The organism is Pseudomonas sp. RAC1, assembly GCF_030658255.1.
Lineage (GTDB): Bacteria > Pseudomonadota > Gammaproteobacteria > Pseudomonadales > Pseudomonadaceae > Aquipseudomonas > Aquipseudomonas boreofloridensis.
Genome location: NZ_JAUTXS020000038.1, coordinates 267,348 through 288,510 on the forward strand (window position 1 = coordinate 267,348; position 21,163 = coordinate 288,510).

23 protein-coding genes and 1 pseudogene are annotated in these 21,163 nt (G+C 65.7%); 19 read left to right on the forward strand and 5 right to left on the reverse strand.

The window, feature by feature from the left end; all coding sequences use genetic code 11:
• Positions 1 to 29 precede the first annotated feature (29 nt).
• The gene (locus Q7C30_RS18615; protein ID WP_029614967.1) at positions 30 to 509 is read left to right on the forward strand and encodes a chemotaxis protein CheW; all 480 of its coding nucleotides are present in this window, start codon (positions 30 to 32) and stop codon (positions 507 to 509) included.
• Between the two features lies 1 nt (position 510).
• Entirely contained in the window at positions 511 to 903 is a 393-nt protein-coding gene (locus Q7C30_RS18620) for a DUF2802 domain-containing protein (RefSeq protein ID WP_039578900.1), read from the forward strand.
• A gap of 63 nt (positions 904 to 966) precedes the next feature.
• Here the strand turns inward: Q7C30_RS18620 and Q7C30_RS18625 are convergent, their stop codons facing one another.
• The 4 genes from Q7C30_RS18625 to Q7C30_RS18640 form a co-directional block, all read right to left on the reverse strand.
• Positions 967 to 3,705 carry a DUF6543 domain-containing protein gene (locus tag Q7C30_RS18625; RefSeq protein WP_317872347.1) on the reverse strand — a complete coding sequence of 913 codons (2,739 nt, stop codon included), beginning with the start codon at positions 3,703 to 3,705 and terminating at the stop codon, positions 967 to 969.
• A gap of 50 nt (positions 3,706 to 3,755) precedes the next feature.
• On the reverse strand, positions 3,756 to 6,479 hold the full coding sequence (locus tag Q7C30_RS18630) for a DUF6543 domain-containing protein (protein WP_317872348.1): 2,724 nt from the start codon (positions 6,477 to 6,479) through the stop codon (positions 3,756 to 3,758).
• A gap of 61 nt (positions 6,480 to 6,540) precedes the next feature.
• The gene (locus Q7C30_RS18635) at positions 6,541 to 6,885 is read right to left on the reverse strand and encodes an EscU/YscU/HrcU family type III secretion system export apparatus switch protein (protein ID WP_317872349.1); all 345 of its coding nucleotides are present in this window, start codon (positions 6,883 to 6,885) and stop codon (positions 6,541 to 6,543) included.
• Complete coding sequence (locus Q7C30_RS18640; protein WP_317872350.1) at positions 6,882 to 8,438, reverse strand: flagellar hook-length control protein FliK; 1,557 nt, start codon at positions 8,436 to 8,438, stop codon at positions 6,882 to 6,884. The genes Q7C30_RS18635 and Q7C30_RS18640 overlap by 4 nt, the downstream gene beginning before the upstream one ends.
• 219 nt (positions 8,439 to 8,657) lie before the next feature.
• On the opposite strand from Q7C30_RS18640, the gene ccmA reads away from it, so the two are divergent.
• The 17 genes and pseudogenes from ccmA to Q7C30_RS18725 all read left to right on the forward strand — a co-directional run bounded on the left by ccmA (position 8,658) and on the right by Q7C30_RS18725 (position 20,360).
• Complete coding sequence (gene ccmA / locus Q7C30_RS18645; protein WP_317872351.1) at positions 8,658 to 9,290, forward strand: cytochrome c biogenesis heme-transporting ATPase CcmA; 633 nt, start codon at positions 8,658 to 8,660, stop codon at positions 9,288 to 9,290.
• Positions 9,287 to 9,955, forward strand: a complete 669-nt coding sequence (gene ccmB / locus Q7C30_RS18650) for a heme exporter protein CcmB (RefSeq protein WP_029614971.1) — start codon at positions 9,287 to 9,289, stop codon at positions 9,953 to 9,955. Before ccmA ends, ccmB begins: the two co-directional genes overlap by 4 nt.
• Before the next feature lie 46 nt (positions 9,956 to 10,001).
• Positions 10,002 to 10,769: a heme ABC transporter permease gene (locus Q7C30_RS18655; RefSeq protein ID WP_039578886.1), complete on the forward strand. Its 768-nt coding sequence runs from the start codon at positions 10,002 to 10,004 to the stop codon at positions 10,767 to 10,769.
• Positions 10,766 to 10,942 carry a heme exporter protein CcmD gene (gene ccmD / locus Q7C30_RS18660; protein ID WP_029614972.1) on the forward strand — a complete coding sequence of 59 codons (177 nt, stop codon included), beginning with the start codon at positions 10,766 to 10,768 and terminating at the stop codon, positions 10,940 to 10,942. The genes Q7C30_RS18655 and ccmD overlap by 4 nt, the downstream gene beginning before the upstream one ends.
• Complete coding sequence (gene ccmE / locus Q7C30_RS18665) at positions 10,939 to 11,394, forward strand: cytochrome c maturation protein CcmE (protein ID WP_029614973.1); 456 nt, start codon at positions 10,939 to 10,941, stop codon at positions 11,392 to 11,394. Before ccmD ends, ccmE begins: the two co-directional genes overlap by 4 nt.
• An 11-nt stretch (positions 11,395 to 11,405) precedes the next feature.
• A complete protein-coding gene (locus tag Q7C30_RS18670; protein ID WP_317872565.1) occupies positions 11,406 to 13,379 on the forward strand; it encodes a heme lyase CcmF/NrfE family subunit in 1,974 nt (657 codons plus the stop codon).
• Entirely contained in the window at positions 13,376 to 13,912 is a 537-nt protein-coding gene (locus Q7C30_RS18675; RefSeq protein WP_029614974.1) for a DsbE family thiol:disulfide interchange protein, read from the forward strand. The genes Q7C30_RS18670 and Q7C30_RS18675 overlap by 4 nt, the downstream gene beginning before the upstream one ends.
• Positions 13,909 to 14,385 (forward strand): cytochrome c-type biogenesis protein, encoded by a 477-nt coding sequence (locus tag Q7C30_RS18680; protein WP_317872352.1) that lies wholly within the window; start codon positions 13,909 to 13,911, stop codon positions 14,383 to 14,385. Before Q7C30_RS18675 ends, Q7C30_RS18680 begins: the two co-directional genes overlap by 4 nt.
• Entirely contained in the window at positions 14,378 to 15,565 is a 1,188-nt protein-coding gene (gene ccmI / locus Q7C30_RS18685; RefSeq protein WP_317872353.1) for a c-type cytochrome biogenesis protein CcmI, read from the forward strand. Before Q7C30_RS18680 ends, ccmI begins: the two co-directional genes overlap by 8 nt.
• Positions 15,566 to 15,576: 11 nt before the next feature.
• Positions 15,577 to 15,993 (forward strand): hypothetical protein, encoded by a 417-nt coding sequence (locus Q7C30_RS18690; RefSeq protein ID WP_029614976.1) that lies wholly within the window; start codon positions 15,577 to 15,579, stop codon positions 15,991 to 15,993.
• A 98-nt stretch (positions 15,994 to 16,091) separates the two neighbouring features.
• Positions 16,092 to 17,030, forward strand: a complete 939-nt coding sequence (locus tag Q7C30_RS18695; RefSeq protein WP_039578872.1) for a 2-hydroxyacid dehydrogenase — start codon at positions 16,092 to 16,094, stop codon at positions 17,028 to 17,030.
• A 51-nt stretch (positions 17,031 to 17,081) separates the two neighbouring features.
• Positions 17,082 to 17,870, forward strand: coding sequence for a PhzF family phenazine biosynthesis protein (locus Q7C30_RS18700; RefSeq protein ID WP_317872354.1), 789 nt, complete (start codon positions 17,082 to 17,084; stop codon positions 17,868 to 17,870).
• Between the two features lie 103 nt (positions 17,871 to 17,973).
• On the forward strand, positions 17,974 to 18,381 hold the full coding sequence (locus Q7C30_RS18705) for a GFA family protein (RefSeq protein WP_029614978.1): 408 nt from the start codon (positions 17,974 to 17,976) through the stop codon (positions 18,379 to 18,381).
• 65 nt (positions 18,382 to 18,446) lie between these two features.
• Positions 18,447 to 18,785, forward strand: a complete 339-nt coding sequence (locus Q7C30_RS18710) for an FKBP-type peptidyl-prolyl cis-trans isomerase (RefSeq protein WP_295482234.1) — start codon at positions 18,447 to 18,449, stop codon at positions 18,783 to 18,785.
• Positions 18,786 to 18,957: 172 nt separating this feature from the next.
• Positions 18,958 to 19,617 (forward strand): annotated as a pseudogene (locus Q7C30_RS18715) (histidine phosphatase family protein).
• A 244-nt stretch (positions 19,618 to 19,861) separates the two neighbouring features.
• Positions 19,862 to 20,131, forward strand: a complete 270-nt coding sequence (locus tag Q7C30_RS18720) for a hypothetical protein (RefSeq protein WP_317872355.1) — start codon at positions 19,862 to 19,864, stop codon at positions 20,129 to 20,131.
• Positions 20,118 to 20,360, forward strand: coding sequence for a hypothetical protein (locus tag Q7C30_RS18725; protein WP_039578855.1), 243 nt, complete (start codon positions 20,118 to 20,120; stop codon positions 20,358 to 20,360). Before Q7C30_RS18720 ends, Q7C30_RS18725 begins: the two co-directional genes overlap by 14 nt.
• Before the next feature lie 63 nt (positions 20,361 to 20,423).
• Here Q7C30_RS18725 and Q7C30_RS18730 read toward each other — a convergent pair whose 3' ends face one another.
• Positions 20,424 to 21,152, reverse strand: a complete 729-nt coding sequence (locus Q7C30_RS18730; RefSeq protein WP_317872356.1) for an aspartate/glutamate racemase family protein — start codon at positions 21,150 to 21,152, stop codon at positions 20,424 to 20,426.
• Between the last annotated feature and the right edge of the window lie 11 nt (positions 21,153 to 21,163).

Sequence of the window (21,163 nt, forward strand, 5' to 3'; positions counted from 1 at the left end):
GCCACCGGCGGACTGAGAGGGCTAGGGTAATGAAGAAGTCGTCTGCACAAGGTTCCGAAGATCCGATCCTGCAATGGGTCACCTTCCGTCTGGACAACGAGTCCTACGGCATCAACGTGATGCAGGTGCAGGAAGTCCTGCGCTACACCGAGATCGCCCCGGTTCCGGGCGCGCCAAGCTACGTGCTGGGCATCATCAACCTGCGCGGTAACGTGGTCACCGTGATCGACACCCGTCAGCGCTTCGGCCTGATGCCGTCGGACATCACCGACAACACCCGCATCGTCATCATCGAGGCGGACAAGCAGGTGGTCGGCATCCTGGTCGACAGCGTGGCCGAAGTGGTCTACCTGCGTCAGTCGGAGATCGAGACCGCGCCGAACGTCGGCAACGAAGAGTCGGCCAAGTTCATCCAGGGCGTGTGCAACAAGAACGGCGAACTGCTGATTCTGGTCGAGCTGGACAAGATGATGAGCGAGGAAGAGTGGTCGGAGCTGGAGAACATCTGAGGTGATCTTCGAGGCTGCCGTCATCTTGCTCGCGTTGTTGTGGGCGCTGAGCCTGTGGTTCTTTCTCAACTACAGCAAGCGCCAGCGCGAGCTGGCCGCCCAGCAGGCCCAGGGCGATGCGCTGCGTGACCAGCGCATCAAGGACCTGGCCAAGCGGCTGGACGACTACCAGAACGTGACCGTGCGCATGGGCGAAGCGATTCATGAATTGCGCGCGGTGGTGGCGCCGTTGCCGGAGAAGCTGCTGCAACTGGAGCAGCGCGATCCCAACAGCGTCACCTTCTCCCAGGCCGCCAAGCTGGTGGGCATGGGCGCCAGCGTCGAGGAACTGACGCAGAGCTGTGGCCTGACCCAGGCCGAGGCCGAGCTGATGAGCCGCCTGCACCGCGGCTGAGTGGCCCACAGGCGCCCTGACGCGCGCGTGGGCCGCTTGGCATTGGGCTGAAACGCGCCGGGATCAGCCTTTGGCCCAGGAGTGCAGGCTGCCGACCTTGGCCAGGCGGTTGAGTGGCAGGAGATTGCGCACCAGTTCGGTGTAGCGGTCCAGATCGACGAACAGGCCTAGATTGACGATCTTCATGCAGCCCAGGTTCGCCACTTGGCGCAGTTGGGAGAGGGCGGCAAGCCGGCGGTCGATCACGTCCGTGACCACGCGCGGTCCGGTCAGCGCACTGAGGCGTCGGGCGTAGCGATAGAAGGCGGCTGGATCCTCGGCGAATGTCGGTCGCCAGGTATGGAAGTCCGGCGTTTGCGACAGCCTGGTATGGATTTCTTCGGAAATGGCCTCCAGCGTAGGATTGCCCGCGTGGCTGCCGATGAAGCTGGTGTTGAACAGGCAGTTCATGCCCAGGGTTTCGTTGCTGATCGGCGGCTGCAACAGCAGTCCATCGGGGCTTGTCGCCAGCTCCACCGCGTCCAGCGCCTCTCCCGGCGTACCGACGCCGACCCCATTCTCGAACTGTCGATAGCCTCCTGCGCCAAGCAGCGTGTCGTCCACATCCATGTACAGTCCGCCGTCGTGGTACAGCATGCGGTAACGCAGGATGTCCGAGGCTGCGGCGAATGCACCGCCGTCAATGGCAGCCTGATAGTGCGTGTGGTACTTGCTGTTGCGCAGGGCGACGAAGAATGCCTGGTCCTCCAGTGGCAGCACGTGCAGGCCGGGGGCCTCACGGACCAACTGCGCGAGGTTCTGCTCGAACGCCGAAGGGGTCGCCCGCGACAGCAGCAGGCGCAGGGTGTAACTGCTGTCCTGCACCAGTTGCGCATTGTGCGCGAGGTTGGCGATCAAGGCCTCGGAGAGCAGCTTGTCGCCGACCCACAGGCACGTCAGCGTTCGTGCAATGGGCTGCAGGGCTTGCGTCGCAGGCTCGGGCAACACGACAGGCAGTTGCAGATCGACACCCAATGCGCGAAGGCTGGCGCTGCGCATGGCGTCGTCGACCGGACGCTGGCGCACGTCGACCCGGGCCAGGTCACGCCGGCCGGGGCGGGCAGTGAAGTAGCGCGGATTCACCTCATTGATATCCTCTTCGCACATGAACGCATCCTGTTCCAGGTCGTACACCACCTCCGCGTTGTAGCCATGCAGGGAGGCCTCCAGGCGATCCGGCGTGCCGTCGTACAGGCAGTTGCGCACCACCGCTGCCGACACCGCAGGATCGGCACCGGCCACTGGCGCAATGGGGTCTGACACGTGGAAGTAAGGGGCCATGTCCAGATCGGGCAGGTGCGGCGGTGACACTGGGCTCAGCGGGTATCCCCAGCGTTCGTTGACCCGGGAGGGGAAGACGAAGTTGTCGCTTTTCACGCGCAACAGGGTGGAGATCCTGGCCGCGCTCTCCAGTGCCAGTGGCGCCGCGTTGAACAGGCCGAACACCATCGCCTCCAGGCCTTCGCTGGCTTGAGACTGCGTGCGCGCTTGCAGGGCCTGGTCCAGGCCCAGGCCGAACTGGGCGATACCGCCGACGGCAAACAGCGGCCAGAGCTCCGGCACGGCCAACGCCAGGGGAGCCAGGTAGGTCATGGCCGAGGACAGGTAGCCACGCCAGCGGGCTTTGCTGACTTCGCTGTCGGCGTGGATGAGGAAGTCGGCGTCTTGATAGCTGCGCTGGCGGTATCGCGTGGCCAGGGTGTGGAACAGGTCGCCGCTCAACGTCGGGCTGTAGCTGGACGGCTTGTAGTTGACGTAGTCGCGCGGTGCCCAGACCCCAGCGGCGGTGAAGCCAGGCCGCTGGCTGTCCAGATGGTAGAGATGGGGGTAGACCCCCAGGCCGCCCAAGGCCGTTTCCAGCCCGCTGAAGCTCAGGCCGTCCGGGGTATCGGCCGGGTTGAAACGCGCTTGCAGTGCCTCGCGCGTGGGCGCACTCCGGCATTGCTGGCCGAACCAATCCTGCAACTCGCCCTGATTGGCGAAGCTCAGCAGCGGCGAGGCATTGCCTGGCACGTACAGCACGATCAGGTCGCTTCCCTGGGCCTGCAAACACACCAGGTCGGTGCTGGCGTAACCGTAGACATTGAGCATGCGTACATCGATCGGGAGCGGCGAATGCATCACCCCGGCAGCCCTGAAGGCCAATCGCCTTCCTTCATCGCTCAGGCTGCCTTCGCTGATCTGCTTGTTGCATGCCGCGATGAAGTTCAGTTTCAGCGAGTCGCGGTAGCTGTCGAAATGCTCGGACCAGTAAGTGTCGAGCTCAGCCTTGTAGGCCCGGTTGAAATCCAGGTCCCAGACGAACGACTGAAGTGCCGACACCGACAGCGGCAGCATGCTGTGCTGGTCATAGACCTGGGGCTCGCTGCGCCGGAACAGGCCGCTGAGTACGTAGTAGTTCTGCGCTCCGGTCTGGTGCGGCGGCTGCAGGGCGGAAACGATGCGGATGTGCCGCGCGCTGCCTGGCGGCTGCTGCGGCCGGAGCAGGTGCGGTACGGCCTCCAGATCCGGCGGCGCTTGCCAGTTGCTCAGCAGCGCCTGCGCCAGGCTCTGTCGCTGGACGACGACGCCGTTCCAGCCGTCGCTGCCGGCTTGGTAATGCAGGGTGGCGGCAACGATCTGCTCGGCAGGTACGTCGATGCCTTGGCTGGGCAGCCACTGGTCGAGTGCCGCGATGGCCTGACGGTCTGGGCGAGGGAAGGCCGCCAGGTGCTGGCGGGCGAAATCGATACCTTTGGCGTTGAGATAGGGGATGGGGATCATGGCAGATACCTGGGTCGAGGGTTGAGGATCGCGGTGTCGTACGGTGCCGATCAGTGGTTCAACCAGGAATGGGCGCGGCCGATGTCGGCCACATCGCCCAGGGGCGCGAAACTGGCCAGGGCGTCCATCAGCGCACGGCTGTTGACCACGCTGAACACGTCGTGGACCGGCGAGGCCAGCAGGGTGCAGGTCTCGCGCAACTGGCGCAGCCACGGCAGATGCTGGTCGATCACATCGTTGAGCACGCCGGGACCGGTCAGCAGGTTCAGTCGGCGGGCATAGTGGTGCAGACCCACCGGATCCAGGTCCGGGTCCGGATGGTGGTCGTAGAAGGTGGGCTCCAAGCGATAGCGTCGCAGGATCTCGTCGGAAATGGCGTCCAGGGTCGGATTGCCCGCGTGGCTGCCGATCAGGCTGCTGTTGAACTTGATGTACATGCCTAGCCGGTCGTTGGACACCGGTTGCGCCAGCAGCAGCCCGTCGGCGCTGCAACGCAGGTCCTGCTGCTCCAGGGGCAGGGCGGCGACGCTACCGTCCTTGGGCAGCAACAGGCTGTCGTCGGTGTCCATGTACAAGCCGCCGAAGTGCTTGAGAACGCGATAGCGCAGGATGTCGCAGGCCGAACTGAAATGCGTGGCGCCCAGGCCGTCGCCGCGCAGCGCCGCCTGGTACTGCGGGTAATAGGCAGAGCGCTCGAATTCGAGAAAGAACGGCTGTTCTTCGAGGGTGCGGATTCGTAGCCGCGGCGCCACTGCGTTGAGCTGGCTGACGTTGTGGTCGAAGTTCGCCACGTTCTGGCGTGACAGCAGCAACTGATATTCGTAGCGACTACCGTGCAGCGCCCGGGCGTTGTGAGCGATGGCGTCGATGAACGGCTCGCCCAGACGACGATCGCCCAGCCAGACACTGGTGATCAAAGGCTCCAGCGGCGTGCGCGACATGTTTTGGTAGGGGGTGTAGTCCAGCGGTAGATCGACGTGGATACCCAAGGCGCGCAGCGTGGCCATGCGCTGCAGGTCGCTGACGGTTCTGCTGTCGGTCATGGGTACCAGAGCGTTGGCGTGCTCGGCACTGACGATCCAGCGTGGCGGGCTTTCCTGGCGGATCTGCGACAGCCGAATGAAGCTGTCGGTGTTCAGCTCATAGCAGACCCAGTCATTCTCCAGCCCAGCCTCTGTTTGCAGCCAGGCCGCGAAGCGATGGCGCAGGCTTTCGTCGATACGGGTAACCACGGCAGCGGTTTGCGTGGACGCTTGTACGGTGGGCTCGCGAAACGCCGCCTCGGCCGGTTGCAGGGCCAATGCCTCGGCGCTGTCGCTGCCTTGCAGCAACTGCCTGAAGGTGACGAAGCCGGGTCGGCACCAGCGATACAGCGCGCTCGATCGGGCCGCCGCCGTGCCGACCAGAGGGAGCGCGTTGAACAGGCCGAATACCTGGTCCTGGACGCCAGCGACCTTGTCCTCCAGCGAGCGGCCGTTGAGCACACGGTCCAGGCCCAGGCTGAACTGCGCCAGGCCGCCTGCGGCCAGTAGCGGCGCCAGGGCAGGGATCACCATCGCGACCGGTGCCAGCATCACCAGCGCGATGTTCAGATAGCGGGTCGCGCGAAGCTTTTCGATCTGTTGATTGCTGACGACCTGACTGTCGAGCGTGGCATAGGCGCGCTGTTGCTGGTGGCGCGCCAGGTAGCCGAACAGCTCTTCGGTAATGGGCGGGTTGTAGTGGTCGGCGCGGTAGTCGACCATCAACTCGGGCGTCCATAGCCCACTGGTGGCGAAGCCCGAATGGGAGGACAGGAAACGGTGTGGCTGCGGATAGCGACCCAGGCCCGCCAGTGCGGTTTGCAGGCCGCTGAAATCCAGGCCATCGGGCCAGTCGAGCGGGCTGAAGAGCGTCAGAAGCGCCGCGCGGCGGTCGGCCGACTGGCACTGGCGGGCGAACCAGTGCTTCATCGCCAAGGGGGTGTCGAAGCTCAGGAACGGACTGCTGTTGCCTGGGATGTACAACAAAGTCAGTGCACTGTCCTCGGTACGCAAGCACAGCAGCGAGGTGGCGACGTAGCCGTAGACGTTGAGCAGCGAGACCTTGAGCGTGAACCTGTCCTGACGTGAGATGCCCGCGGCCTGCCAGATCATCTGCCGCGCCTCTTCGCTGAGACTGCCTTCGGCGACTTGCCGATTGCAGGCGGCGATGAAGTTGATCTTCAGGGCTCGCTGGTAGTCGTTCAGATGAGCCGACCAGTAGCTATCCAACTGCGCCTTGTACAGGGTGTTCAGGTGCAGTCCCCAGATGAGCGCCTGGAAGTCTTCGGCGCGCACCGGCAGGCGCGTAGCGGGGCCATAGAGCGCCGGTGTCTGGCGTCGATAGAGGCCGTTGAACACCCGATAAGCCGAGAACCCTGGCGAGGTGCCCTCGGTGTCCAGACGTTCGACCAGGTGCAGCACGCCACTGGGTGCGATCCCAGCCCAATCACCGAAGTGAAAGCCCCCATAGCCCTCGGCGCTTTCGCCTTGCCAATTGCTCAGCAGGGCTTGGACTGCACTCATTTTCTGGGTGATCACCGCGTTTTCACGAAAATGCTGGCGGCCTTCGCCGAGCGGTTCGAGCTGGTAGTGCAAGGTGACGACGTCGATTTCCTGCGCAGGCGTGTCGATGCCTCGCGCTTTCAGCCACGGGCGCAGCAGGGTTTCGGCCAGAGCATCCGGTCGCGGGAAATCGACCAGTGCCGCGTGCACCAGGTGCAGGTTTTCGGCGGGGAGAGGGGGCATGGCCATGCGGGCCTCCGTGCAGAGCAGTGGAGGACCGAGCTTGGCGCCATGGGGGGCGGGGCAGGCGTTAGATAGTGCTGTCGTCGGGCGCAGGCAAGGCCCGCGCCGGGGTGATGTCGCGTGGCTCGGGCGGCGTGTCGTCGAAGCCTGGTGGCAGCTTGCCGCGCAGTTGCCAGGCGAAGGCGATGATCTCGGCGATGGTCAGGTACAGCGCCTCGGGAATCTGCTCGCCCAGCTCCAGACGCGCCAGCAAGCCGACCAGCTCGGCGTTTTCGTAGATCGGGACTTCGTGCTCGCGGGCCAGGGCGAGTATGGCCTCGGCCACGGCGTCCTCGCCTTTGGCACTCAGGGTCGGCGCTTGCTCGCCGTCATAGCTCAGGGCGATGGCCTGGCGTGGTGCGCGCTCTGTCATGCGGTTTCATCCACCCAACGTTGTTCCAGGCGGGTACGCGGGCCCTGGGGCGGCGCGCCGGGATGGCAGGCCAGGTCGCCGACGTCCAGACCGCGGGCCAGCAGACGCTCGCGCAGGCTGCCGAGCTGACTGTCGATCAAGCGGGCGGTCTGTGGACGTTCGGCCCATAACTGGCCGCTGAGACGACCCTGACTCAGTTGCGCCTGCACCTGCAGCGCACCGAGCGGCGGCAGGTCGAAGGCCAGCTCGATACGCCACAGCGATTCGAGCGGGTCACGCTGCGCGCGGTGCGGGTCGGCGTGCTGTTCCGGGGTTTCTTCGCGTTGCAGCTTGGCTTGTACCGGGAGGAACTCCTGGCCGTGGCGCAGGGGAATCTCGCTTTGCCAGGTGGTCTGCTGGTTGCCGGTCTCGGTGGTGCCGGTCTGCTGCAGGCTGGCCAATTGGTGACTCTGTACCCGGGAAATCGCCGCCGCTGCCAGACGCAGCAACTGCTGCAGGTCGCCGGTGTCCTCCAGGTTCTGCAACAGCCGCGACGGCAGCGGGAACATGCCGGGCTGCGGGCGGTTGCCGACCTGGTCGAGCAGACCGCGCGCACCACGGGCCAAGGCCGGCAGCGCCTGGGCCAGGGTGGCGGCGGCCAGGGCTTGATTGCCCGGCACACTGGGCAGGATCTGCGCCACCAGACGCACCAGTTGCGCCTTGAGGTCTGGCGCAACGCCCGGTCCCAGGCCTGCGAGCAGCTTGCCTTCAAGGAAGGCGCCGCTGTTGTTCAGGGCCTGGGCGACGGCCTTGGCATCGCCCAGTTGAGCGGGGTCGGGCAGGCTGGCCAGCAACCGTGAGGCGCTGGCCGAGAGTGCAGGGTCGGCGCTGGGCGCGCTGGCCAGTTGTTGAAGCGCGCCAAGCAGGGCGGGCAGCGAGGCCTGACGGCCTTGCTGGGTGAGCAGTTGCTGGGCGATGGCCAACTGGTCCTGGCGACCGCTCAGGGGCACGAAGCGCAGTGACTGGTCACCTTGCACCAGGGCGCTGAGCAGACTGCCGACGGGCAACGGGCGCGGGCTGTCAATGGCCAGAGTGGCGCCGGCCTGGCTGCTGTTGAGGAGGCTGACCAGTGCGCGGAAGGCCGGTGCCTGTCCCGCTTCGGCCGGCAGTGGCTGGTTGGTCAGGACCTTGCCTTGTAACAGCGTGCCGATCGGGATCTGGCGGGTGTCGAGCTGGGTCAGGGTGGCGATGTTGCTGGCGCTGGCCTGCTGCACGGCCACGGCCAGGCGGCTGCTGTCGAGTTGCCCGACGGTGACCTGGCTGCCGGGTGGCAGCGGTTGGGTCGCGTTGGCCTGAAGCTGCACAGGTCTGCCATCGGGCAGCATCAGGCGCAGGGTCAGGGTGAAGTCTGCGCCGTTCTGCCGCAGGTTCACCACCTCGGCCTGGGCGGTTTCGCCGTTGGGGATCAGGCCAGGTTGCGATTGTGTCAGGCGCAGCAGTTCGCCGGTCAGGCTGGCCTTGGCTACCTGGGCAGCGAAGGCGCTCTGCGCGCTGAGACTATTGATTTCGGTCATGATTGTATACAACCTGTCGAGCCAGCTCTCTTGACAGCCTGGGCGTCCATGTATAATCCGGGCGCCTCGCCACGGGTAGTTTAACGGCCGCGCGCGGGGCGACTTGAGACACCGGCGTGTTCGGCGTCGTTTGTTGCGCGGCTGAGCCCGCTCCTGCAGAGGGGCTGGGTGAGCCTGCAAGCAGCGGGTGCCGGACCCTGAACAGCATAAGGCGAAACCGTGACCTTCCACCTCCAAGCCGCGAACCTTGCCTGCGAGCGCGACTGGCGTCTGCTCTTCGAACACCTGGATTTTGAACTGTGCCCCGGCGACATGCTGCAGGTCAGTGGTCCCAACGGCAGCGGCAAGACCAGCCTGCTGCGCCTGTTGGCCGGGCTGATGCAGCCGACGGCCGGGCAGATCCTGCTCAACGGCCGTGCCCTGGGCGAGCAGCGCCAGGCCCTGGCCAGCGTGTTGCTGTGGATCGGCCATGCTGCGGGCATCAAGGAGTTGCTCAGCGCCGAGGAGAACCTGGCCTGGCTCTGCGCCCTGCATCGACCCGCCAGCCGCGCGTCCATCTGGCAGGCGTTGGCCCAGGTCGGCCTGCGCGGCTTCGAAGATGTGCCGTGCCACACGCTGTCGGCCGGTCAGCAGCGACGCGTGGCCCTGGCCCGCTTGTACCTGGACGGGCCTGGGCTGTGGATTCTCGATGAACCTTTCACCGCCCTCGACAAGCTGGGTGTGGCCCAGCTCGAAGCGCACCTGGCCAGCCATTGCGAGCAGGGCGGGACGGTGGTGCTGACCACGCACCACAGCTTGCAACACAAGCCGGGCGGCTATCGCGAACTGAACTTGGGGCAGTGGGCAGCATGAAGGTCTTTGCGTTGTTGTTGCGCCGCGAGGCGCGTCTGCTGTTCCGTCGTCCGGCAGAGTTGGCCAACCCGTTGGTGTTCTTCGCCATCGTCGTGGCGCTGTTCCCGCTGGCGGTCGGTCCCGAGAGCCAATTGTTGCAAACCTTGTCGCCGGGACTGGTCTGGGTCGCTGCCTTGCTGGCGGTGCTGCTGTCGCTGGACGGCCTGTTTCGCAGCGATTTCGAGGACGGTTCGCTGGAGCAGTGGGTGCTGTCGCCGCAGCCTTTGCCGCTGCTGGTGCTGGCCAAGGTGCTGGCGCATTGGACCTTTTCCGGCCTGGCGCTGGTATTGTTGGCGCCGGTGCTGGCGCTGATGCTCGGATTGCCCAGCGCCTGCCTGCCGGTGCTGCTCGGCTCACTGCTGCTCGGCACGCCGGTGTTGAGCCTGCTGGGGGCGGTGGGCGCAGCGCTGACCGTGGGTCTCAAGCGCGGTGGATTGCTGTTGGCGCTGCTGATTCTGCCGCTGTACATCCCGGTATTGATCCTGGGCAGTGGTGCGTTGCAGGCGGCGTTGCAGAATATGCCCGCCACCGGGTACCTGCTCTGGTTGGCCAGCCTCACGGCCCTTGCGGTAACACTGACACCCTTTGCGATAGCGGCCGGCCTGAGGATCAGCGTCGGCGAATAACGAGTTCCGGGCAGCGAAGCCCGGCAAAGACCCTGGATGTACCCTGATGAAAATGAGCTGGACATGGTTCCACAAGCTGGGCTCGCCAAAATGGTTCTACAGCCTCAGTGGCCGCCTGCTGCCCTGGCTGAGCGTCGCGGCGGTGCTGCTGTTGCTGGCAGGCATCGCCTGGGGCCTGGCCTTCGCCCCGGCGGACTACCAGCAGGGCAACAGCTTCCGCATCATCTATATCCACGTGCCGGCAGCCATGCTGGCGCAGTCCTGCTACGTGCTGCTGGCAGTGGCAGGCGTGGTGGGGCTGGTGTGGAAGATGAAACTGGCCGACGTCGCCCTGCAGTGCGCGGCCCCCATCGGCGCCTGGATGACCGCCTTGGCCCTGGTCACCGGCGCCATCTGGGGCAAGCCGACCTGGGGCAGTTGGTGGGTGTGGGACGCCCGCCTGACCTCGATGCTGATCCTGCTGTTCCTGTATTTCGGCATCATCGCCCTGGGCCAGGCCATCGGTAACCGCGACAGCGCCGCCAAGGCCTGCGCCGTGTTGGCCATCGTCGGCGTGGTCAACATTCCGATCATCAAGTACTCGGTCGAGTGGTGGAACACCCTGCACCAGGGCGCCACCTTCACCCTCACCGAACGACCGGCCATGCCCGCCGAGATGTGGCTGCCGCTGCTGCTGACGGTGCTGGGCTTCTATTGCTTCTTCGGTGCCGTGCTGCTGCTGCGCATGCGTCTTGAAGTGCTGCGCCGCGAAGCGCGCACCCAGTGGGTCCGCGAGCAGGTGCTCGGCAGCCTGGGTCGGGAGGCCGCACGATGAGTTTCGCCTCCTTCGCCGATTTCCTCGCCATGGGCCATCATGGGCTCTACGTCTGGTCGGCCTATGGCCTCTGCCTGGTCGTGCTGGCCATCAACGTCGCCGTGCCGGTGCTGGCGCGCCGCCGCTATCTGCAAGAAGAAGCGCGTCGTCTGCGCCGGGAGAACCACCAGTGAATCCGCAGCGCAAGAAACGCCTGTTGCTCATCCTCGCCCTGCTGGTCGGCGTGGCCGTCGCCCTGGGTCTGGCCCTCAGCGCGTTGCAGCAGAACATCAACCTGTTCTACACCCCGACCCAGATCGCCAATGGCGAGGCGCCGCTGGACACACGCATTCGCGCTGGCGGCATGGTCGAGCAGGGCTCGGTGAAGCGCTCGGCCGATTCGCTGGACGTGCGCTTCGTGGTCACCGACTTCAACAAGTCGGTCCCCATCACCTACCGGGGCATTCTCCCGGACCTGTTCCGCGAAGGGCAGGGCATCGTCGCCCTGGGCAAGCTCAACGCCGACGGCGTGGTGGTGGCCGACGAAGTGCTGGCCAAGCACGATGAGAAGTACATGCCGCCGGAAGTCACCAAAGCCCTCAAGGACAGCGGCAAGACTGCCGCCAGCGGCGAGGCCCGGCCATGAACGCGGCGCTGGTGATTCCGGAACTGGGGCAGTTGGCGATGATCCTGGCCATCTGCCTGGCGGCGGTGCAGGCCAGCGTGCCGCTGCTCGGCGCCTGGCGTGGCGACCGGCTGTGGATGAGCCTGGCGCGTCCGGCCGCCTGGGGGCAGTTCGCCTTCCTGGTGTTCGCCTTCGCCTGCCTGACCCATGCCTTCATGACCGACAACTTCTCGGTCGCCTATGTGGCCCACAACTCCAACACGGCGCTGCCGTGGTACTACAAGTTCAGCGCCGTGTGGGGCGCCCACGAAGGCTCGTTGCTGTTGTGGGCGCTCATCCTTGGCGCCTGGACTTTCGCGGTGTCGGTGTTCTCGCGCCAGTTGCCGCAGGTGATGCTGGCCCGGGTGCTGGCGGTGATGGGCATGATCAGTGTGGGCTTTCTGTCGTTCCTGATCATCACCTCCAACCCCTTCGCCCGCCTGCTGCCGCAGGTGCCGACCAACGGCCGCGACCTCAACCCGCTGCTGCAGGACTTTGGTTTGATCGTCCATCCGCCGATGCTGTACATGGGTTATGTCGGCTTCTCGGTGGCCTTCGCCTTCGCCATCGCCGCCTTGTTCGGCGGCCGCCTGGACGCGGCCTGGGCGCGCTGGTCGCGGCCCTGGACCCTGGTGGCCTGGGCCTTCCTCGGCATCGGCATCGCCCTGGGTTCGTGGTGGGCCTACTACGAACTGGGCTGGGGCGGCTGGTGGTTCTGGGATCCGGTGGAGAACGCTTCGTTCATGCCCTGGCTGGTGGGCACGGCGCTGATCCACTCGCTGGCGGTGACGGAAAAACGTGGGGTGTTCAAGAGCTGGACGGTGCTGCTGGCCATCGCCGCGTTTTCGCTGAGCCTGCTGGGCACCTTCCTGGTCCGCTCCGGGGTGCTGACCTCGGTGCACGCCTTCGCCGCCGACCCGGCGCGCGGCGTGTTCATCCTGATCTTCCTGCTGTTCGTGGTCGGCGGTTCGCTGACGCTGTTCGCTTTGCGCGCGCCGGTGGTCAAGAGCCAGGTGGGCTTCGGTCTGTGGTCGCGCGAGACGCTGCTGCTGGCCAACAACCTGGTGCTGGTGGTGGCCGCCTCGATGATTCTGCTCGGCACTTTGTATCCGCTGGTCCTCGATGCCCTGACGGGCGCCAAGCTGTCGGTCGGCCCGCCGTACTTCGATGCGCTGTTCGTGCCGCTCATGGCGCTGTTGCTGGGGCTGCTGACGGTAGGTGTGCTGGTGCGCTGGAAAGACACGCCCGGACGCTGGCTGGCCAGCCTGCTGACGCCGGTGCTGATCGGCAGCGCCATCCTGGCGCCAGTGGCCGGGCTGATCGTCGACGACTTCGACTGGCCGGCGCTGAGCGTCTTCGCCCTGGCTGCGTGGGTGGTGCTCGGGGGCGTGCGCGACATCCTCGACAAGACCCGCCACAAGGGCCTGGCCAACGGCGTGCGGGCGCTGCCGCGCAGCTATTGGGCCATGCACCTGGCGCACCTGGGGCTGGTGGTGTGCGCCCTGGGCGTGGTGCTGTCGAGCAACAACAGCGCCGAGCGCGACCTGCGCATGGCGCCGGGCGAGAGCGTCGAGCTGGGCGGCTATCACTTCCTCTTCGAAGGCGCCAAGCACTTCGAGGGGCCGAACTTCATTTCCGACAAGGGCACCTTGCGCGTGTCGCGCCAGGGCCGTGAGGTGAGTGTGCTGCACCCGGAGAAACGCCTGTACACCGTGCAGCAGTCGATGATGACCGAGGCCGGTATCGACGCCGGCTTCACCCGCGACCTCTACGTCGCCCTCGGTGAACCGTTGGAAAACGGCGCCTGGGCGGTGCGGCTGCACATCAAACCCTATGTGCGCTGGATCTGGCTGGGCGGGTTGCTGACCGCGCTGGGCGGGTTGCTGGCGGCGTGCGATCGGCGTTATCGGGTCAAGGTCGTGGCGCGGGTGCGCGACACACTGGGCCTGTCTGGAGCGACGGCATGAAGCGTTGGATCATGGTAGTGCCCTTGGCAGTCTTCCTGCTGCTGGCGGTCTTTCTGTACAAGGGGCTGTTTCTCAAGCCCGACGAGTTGCCTTCGGCGATGATCGGCAAGCCGTTCCCGGCCTTCTCGCTGCAAAGCGTGCAGGACGGGCGGACCTTGACCCAGGCCGACCTGCTTGGCCGTCCGGCCCTGGTCAACGTCTGGGGCACCTGGTGCCCGTCATGCAAGGTCGAGCACCCGTATCTGAATCAGTTGGCCGGGCAGGGCGTGGTGATCCACGGCATCAACTACAAGGACGACAACGCGGCAGCGCTCAAATGGTTGGCCGAGTTCCACAACCCTTACCAGCTCGATATCCGTGACGAACAGGGCACGTTGGGCCTGGACCTGGGCGTGTATGGCGCACCGGAAACCTTCTTGATCGATGCCGAAGGCATCATCCGCTACAAGCACGTGGGTGTGGTCGATGCCCAGGTCTGGCGCGAGCAACTGGCGCCGCTGTACCAGGCGCTGGTCGACGAGGCCCAGCCATGAAGCGCTGGTTCGCCGCTGCGGTGTTGGGCCTGAGCCTGGCCGGCATGGCCAGGGCCGCCATCGACACCTACCAGTTCCGCGACGAGGTCGAGCGCGAGCGTTATCAGCAGTTGACCAAGGAACTGCGCTGCCCCAAGTGCCAGAACCAGGACATCGCCGACTCCAACGCGCCCATCGCGGCCGACCTGCGTCGCGAGATCTACCGCATGCTGGGCGAGGGCCAGAGCAATCGGCAGATCATCGACTTCATGGTCGATCGCTATGGCGATTTCGTGCGCTACAAGCCAGCGCTGACGGCGCGCACCTGGCTGCTGTGGTTCGGCCCGGGCCTGTTGCTGACTGGCGGCCTGGTGGTGATCGCGGTGATCGTGCGCCGCCGGCGCAGGCCGGCAACGGCGGCAGGCACCGAGCTCTCCGTGGACGAACGACACCGTCTTGCCCAATTGCTGAATAAAGAACACACCCATGACTGAATTCTGGCTGAGTGCGGGCCTGCTGCTGCTGGCGGCCCTGGCGTTCCTGCTGATCCCAATCCTGCGTGGCCGTCGCCAGCAGCAGGCCGAACAAGACCGTACCGCGCTCAATGTCGCCCTGTACCAGGAACGCATCGCCGAGCTGACCACCCAGCAGCAGGCCGGTGTGCTCGACGCCGAGCAACTGGCGCGCGGACGCGATGAGGCGGCCCGCGAACTGCTGGCCGATACCGAGGGCGCCGAAGCGCCGCGCCAGGTCCATCTGGGGCGCACCGTGCCGCTGCTGGCGGCGGTGCTGGTACCGGTGCTGGCCCTGGGGCTGTACCTGCATTTCGGCGCCGCCGACACAGTCGAGCTGACCCGCGAATTCGCCCAGGCGCCGCAGTCGGTGCAGGAGATGACCACGCGCCTGGAGCGGGCCGTGCAGGCCCAGCCGGATTCGGCCGAAGGCCTGTACTTCCTGGGCCGTGCCTACATGGCCGAGCAGCGTCCCGCTGACGCTGCGCGCGCTTTCGAGCGCGCCGTAGCCTTGGCCGGGCGCCAGCCGGAGTTGCTCGGGCAGTGGGCCCAGGCCCAGTATTTCGCCGCCGACAAGCACTGGAGCGCGCCCCTGCAGCAACTCACCGACGAGGCGCTCAAGGCCGACCCGAACGAGGTCACCAGCCTGGGCTTGCGCGGTATCGCCGCATTCGAGGGCGAGCGTTATCAGGAGGCGATCGATTACTGGCAGCGCCTGCTGGCGCAACTGCCCGAAGGCGACGCCTCGCGTGCGGCGCTGCAAGGCGGTATCGACCGCGCGGCGGACAAACTCAAGGACAGCGGTGTCAAGCCGCAGCCGGCGGCAGGCCTGAGCGTGCGGGTGGCGCTGGCGGCGGCGCTCAAGGACAAGGTGCGGCCGGACGACACGGTGTTCATCTTCGCCCGTGCTCGCACAGGTCCACCCATGCCGTTGGCGGCCAAGCGGGTCACGGTGGCGCAGTTGCCCATCGAGGTGCGCTTGACCGATGCCGACGCGATGATGCCGCAGATGAAACTGTCGGATTTCAAGGAAGTCGAACTGGTTGCGCGCGTGTCGCGTAGCGGCCAGCCGACCCAGGGAGAGTGGATCGGCCAGAGCGCGCCGCTGGCCAACCAAGGTCAGCCCCTGCAGCACGTGACCATCGACCGACCTGACCGATAAGAGAGCCCGCCATGAACCGCTGCGTACGCTTGACCCTGATTACCCTGGCGCTGGGACTGTCCGCCTGTACCGGGCATCAGCCGGCCGAGCGTGAGCCGTTGCCGCCGCTGGAGACGCCGCCTCAGGGGCCTGTGGTCAAGCCGCTGCCTGGCGGCAAGCCTGCTGCACCGGCGAGCGCGCCCAGCGGCATTCCCAAGCCGCTGCCACGCACTTCCGCCAGTTTCGCGCCGCCGCCCGGTGGCGCCAGCCATTGGGATCCCAAGCTGGGGGTGTACGTGCTCGACAAGCAGCCCAACACCTTCTACCGCCAGCGCACTTACTATCGCTACGACCAAGGCTGGAGCTGGTCGCTGAGCCCCAACGGGCCGTGGCAAAGCACCGATGCCAGCGGCGTGCCGGGCGGGTTGGGGCGCGCGTTCGGGCAGTGATGCACCTCAGGCCGGGGCGCCGCAGCCCCGGCATCGCCAGGTGAACAGCCTGCGCGCAAGCTGGCATAATCGCCCTCCAAACCGAAGCGGAGGGTGGCATGAGCAAGACTGTTCTGGTGCTGGTGGAAACCGTCGATGACTATCTGCCGTTGCTCGAAAACGCCGGCTACCGGCTGATCCACGCCAAGACGCCGCAGTCGCGCGCCGAGGCCATCGCGCGGCATGCCGCCGACATCGACGCCGTCCTCACGCGCGGTCCGCTGGGCCTGACCGCCGCTGAAATCCATACCCTGACCCACCTGCAGATCATCTGTGTGATCGGCGCCGGCTACGAGCAGGTGGACCTGGCCGCTGCCAAAGCCCGCGGCATTACCGTTACCAACGGCGCAGGCGCCAATGCCGGGCCCGTGGCCGATCATGCCATGGCCTTGCTGCTGGCCCTGCTGCGCGGCATTCCCCAGGCCGACGCCAGCACCCGGCGTGGCGAATGGAACCGGGTGATCAGCCCCTCGGTGAGCGGCAAGCGCCTGGGCATCATCGGTCTTGGCGCCATTGGTCAAGCCATCGCTCAACGCGCTGAGCAGGGTTTCGCCATGAGCGTGAGCTATCACAGCCGCACGCCGCGTCGTGAGCAGCCCTACACCTGGTACGACAGTCCGCAGCGGCTGGCCGAGGCGGTCGACATCCTGGTGATCGCCACGCCCGGTGGCCCGGGCACCCGGCATCTGGTCGATGCGTCGGTGCTCGCGGCGTTGGGCAGCCAGGGCTATCTGGTGAACATCGCCCGTGCCAGCGTGGTCGACACCGAGGCGTTGGTGCAGGCGTTGCGCGCGGGCAGCATCGCCGGGGCGGCGCTGGATGTGTTCGACGACGAGCCCGCCGTGCCGGAGGCCCTCAAGGCCCTCTCCAACACCGTGTTGACCCCGCATGTGGCCGGCCAGTCGCCGGAAGCGGCGCGCGATACCGTCGCGCTGGTACTGCGCAACTTGCAGGCGTTCTTCGCCGGCGAGCCGGTGCTGACGCCGGTGACCCTGTAAGCCTATCGTTCGATCCCGCCCGCGCACTGTGGGCCGACAAGGAGTGTGTGCATGCAACTCGAGATTTTTCAGGTCGATGCCTTTTCGGCCGAACCCTTCGGTGGTAACCCGGCGGCCGTGATCCCGCTCGACGCTTGGCTCGCGGACGACCTGCTGCAACGTATCGCCGAGGAAAACAACCTCTCGGAAACCGCCTATTTCGTGCGCAATGGCGAAGCCTTCGACCTGCGCTGGTTCACCCCCGCCGTGGAGGTCGATCTGTGCGGCCATGCCACGCTGGCTACGGCCTGGGTGCTGTTCGAGCAACTGGGCGAGCAGGCCGAGGTGCTGCGCTTCAACACCCGCAGTGGCGAACTGCGCGTCAGTCGCGGCGCCGATGGCCTGCTGGCCATGGATTTTCCGGCCAAGCAGCCGCAGCCCGTGGACATTCCCGACGGCCTGTTGTCCGCCTTGGGGCTGCCCGGCGCCCGCGCGCTGTACCGCTCGGACGATTTCGTGGTGGTGATCGACGACGCTGCGCGGCTCGAGGCGTTGCAGCCTGATTTCGCTGCGTTGTCGGCCTTCGAGGTGCGCGGTATCGCGGTCACGGCACCGGGCCTAGACTGGGATTTCGTCACGCGCTGGTTCGGGCCACGGGTGGGCGTCAATGAAGATCCGGTGACCGGTTCCGCGCACACCAGCCTGGCGCCCTACTGGTCCGAGCGCCTGGGCAAGCGCGTGCTCGACTGCGAGCAGGGCGGGTCGCGCAAGGGGCAGTTGCAGTGCGAGGTGCCGGGCAACGGGCGCGTGATCATCAGCGGTCGCGCCGCGTTGTATCTGCGCGGGACGGTATTCATCTGAAACGCACGGCGGTGATCGCTGCGGCTGCTTGATCTGGGTCGACCAAGCAGCGAGACGATCACCGCTATACTTCGCGTTCCCCTCGACACGGAGCATCGCTTTCATGTCTTTCTCCCGGCAAGGCGCCTGCTTGTGCGGCGCGATCCACTTCACCGCCACCCTCGACAACCCTGACGTCAGTGCCTGCCACTGCAGCATGTGCCGCACCTGGGGCGGTGGCCCCATGCTGGTGGCCCATGGCAGCCAGGCGCCGGTCTTCGAAGGCGCGGCACCTGCGGTCTATCGGTCGTCGGAATGGGCCGAGCGTGGGTTCTGTGGCCAGTGTGGCACTCACCTGTTCTACCGGCTGACTGGCAAGGACGAGTACTTCTTCCCGGTGGGCATGCTGCAGGGGGCGCAAGATTGGCAATTCAGCCTGCAGGTCTATGCCGATGAGCGTCCGTCCTGGTACTGCTTCTCCAATCAGACCCAGCAACTGACCGGCGAGCAGATCCAGGCGATGTACAGCTGAGCTTGTCAAAACCCTGCTTTCCTGCGAAAAGGTCGGCCTTCGAATTTGGCATAGAGGGCCAGCCTGTGACTCAGGAACTGCACATCACCGATCTTCACCCAGGCGACGGCAAGGCCGTGGTCAAGGGCGCGCTGATCACCACCCAGTACACCGGTTGGCTGGCCGACGGCAGCGAGTTCGATTCCTCCTGGTCGCGCGGCAAGCCCTTCCAGTGCGTGATCGGCACCGGCCGGGTGATCAAGGGCTGGGACCAGGGCCTGATGGGCATGCGCGTGGGCGGCAAGCGCCGCTTGCAGGTGCCGGCGGCGCTGGCTTATGGCGAGCGCAGCGTCGGCCGCATCCCGCCGCACGCGGACTTGACCTTCGACATCGAGTTGCTCGAGGTGCTGACCCGCGACGAATGATGTCTTGTTGTTACCTGGATGACGTAATTCGGCAACATCCTGGGTCCAACATGGCTGCTGCCACGGAGGGCCGGCATGTTAACCCCTATCGGGCGGCCGTTGCTCGTCACCGCCGCCGGGCATGAGGGTGCTGGCAGGGAGGCCTCTTGTCCTTAGCCGAATGAGTCCTGCCATGAAGTGGAAGCACTACCTGAAACGCCGTCACCTGTTGCTCGGCCTGACCCTCGCTGCGGTGTTGATACCCCTCACGTTCGAGGCCGTGCGCAGCGACGACAGGCGCGGTGACGGCACGCAGACCCTGGTCTTCCTGCGCCATGCCGAAAAACCTGGCGAGGGGCTTGGGCAATTGAACTGCCAGGGCCTGAACCGCGCCATCGACCTGGCAACGGTGCTGCCGGAACGCTTCGGCAATGCCGATTACGTGTTCGCCGCCAATCCGACCCGCCATGTCGAGGAAGGCAGCGAGGATCGACGCTTCAGCTACATCCGCCCGCTCATGACCATCAGCCCGAGCGCCATTCGCCTGGGGCTGCCGGTCAATATCGACTTCGACGCCAACGATTACGACGACCTCGCCGATGAACTGCTGCGCCCCAAGTACCGCAATGCCACGGTGTACACCGCTTGGTCGCACGGCTACCTGCCCGACCTGATCAATGCCGTGGCCGGCAAGGCCTTGGGCGAGAAGCGCGTCATCACCGAGGACTGGGACGGCGGCGATTTCGACACCCTCTAGGTGCTCACCCTCACGTGGCACGACGGCAAGGCCACGCTGCTCAGCCGTAACGTACGCCAAGAGCTCGATGGCGGATCCATGGTCTGCCCGACCTGAGGCACCAGGGCGCCTTCGCCAGGTTTTTCGGAGCTTTCTGACGCAGCTTGTCGATTCAGGCTCGCTGGTTTTCCCGCGACGGTCAGGCACCTTCCATCAGTCCCCGGACGACCGCTTCCGGGGCTGGAGCGAGAGGGTGTATGGAAATCGACCGAGCCTACCGGTATAGGGGGCACCGCGGGATCACTTACGACGTTATCGAGTTCACCGTCAGGGCTGACGGTTTCTTCCTGAGCGATGGATCATGAATGTCTACCAGGATCCGTTTCAGATAGGGCTGATGATCGTCACCACGCTGGTCCTGGATCGCTTGATCGCCGAACCAGCGTGGCGAACAACAATTGGGTCGATTCTCTTTGCCTCCAGTCTTTTCACGCTGTTGTTTCACCAAGCGTGGTTCTATCACGGCATCGATCTGTACATGTGGAAGTCCTGGGGCTTGATGATGGGTATCTGCCTGATGCTTCGTCGTCACCGACGGTTGACTGAGGAGGCTAGCCGTGACCTACGATAGCCCCTTGCAGATCGCCTTGATGGTTCTGGTGGGCTGCGCTTTCGACAGGTTTTTGGCTCCGCCATGGCGTCGGTGGACGGGTTTCGTTCTTTTCGCCAGCGGTGTGTACAGCCTGTTTCTCGACGTCTGGACAGTGTTTGGCGTGGAAATAGCGCTGTGGAAATCGACGGCCATTGCGCTTGGCTGTTTGCTGATGATGCGCAGCAATCGATACCTGTCGAAAGATTGAGCCGTTGTCGCGTGTGGAGACGCCGGTGAACGGCACCTGCGTCCATCGTCCGTAGACCAGATTTCAGCGCCCCAGGCGCAAAGGCCAGCCCACCACCTTCTTGGTCCGCGGCGTGGCATAGGTGCGCACCTTCGACGTACTCAAGCCCAGCCGCACCAGCGACTCAGCGATGGTCACCGCTGCGCTGACGCCATCGACCACAGGTACGCCGGTCCGCTGACGGATCTGCTCATCCAGCCCGGCCATGCCGCCGCAGCCCAGGCAGATCACCTCGGCCTTGTCCTCACACACGGCGCGCTCGGCCTGCTCGACGATGGCCTGCACCGCGCGCTGCGGGTCGGCCTCCAGCTCCAGTACCGCCATGCCGCTGGCCCGCACCGAGGCGCAGCGATCGTACAGGCCGGACAACTTCAGGCGATCCTCGATCAGCGGCACGGTGCGGTCCAGGGTGGTGACCACCGAATAGGCATGGCCCAGGTACATCGCCGTGCTGGCCGCTGCATCGGTGATGTCCACCACCGGCACGTTCAGCAACTCCTGCAGACCTTCGCGGCCGTGCTCGCCATAGCCAGCTTGAATGACTGCGTCATAGGGCTGGTCATAGGCCAGCACCCGGTCCATGACGGCGATGGCGGCCAGGTAGCTTTCGAAATTGCCTTCCACCGATTCGGCGCCGAACCAGGGCGTCAGGCCGACGATTTCGGTCCCCGGCGCGGCCACGCTGCGCGCCTGTTCGGCGATGGCCTCGGTGATGGCTTCGGTGGTGTTGACGTTGGCGATCAAAATACGCATTAACGACTTTC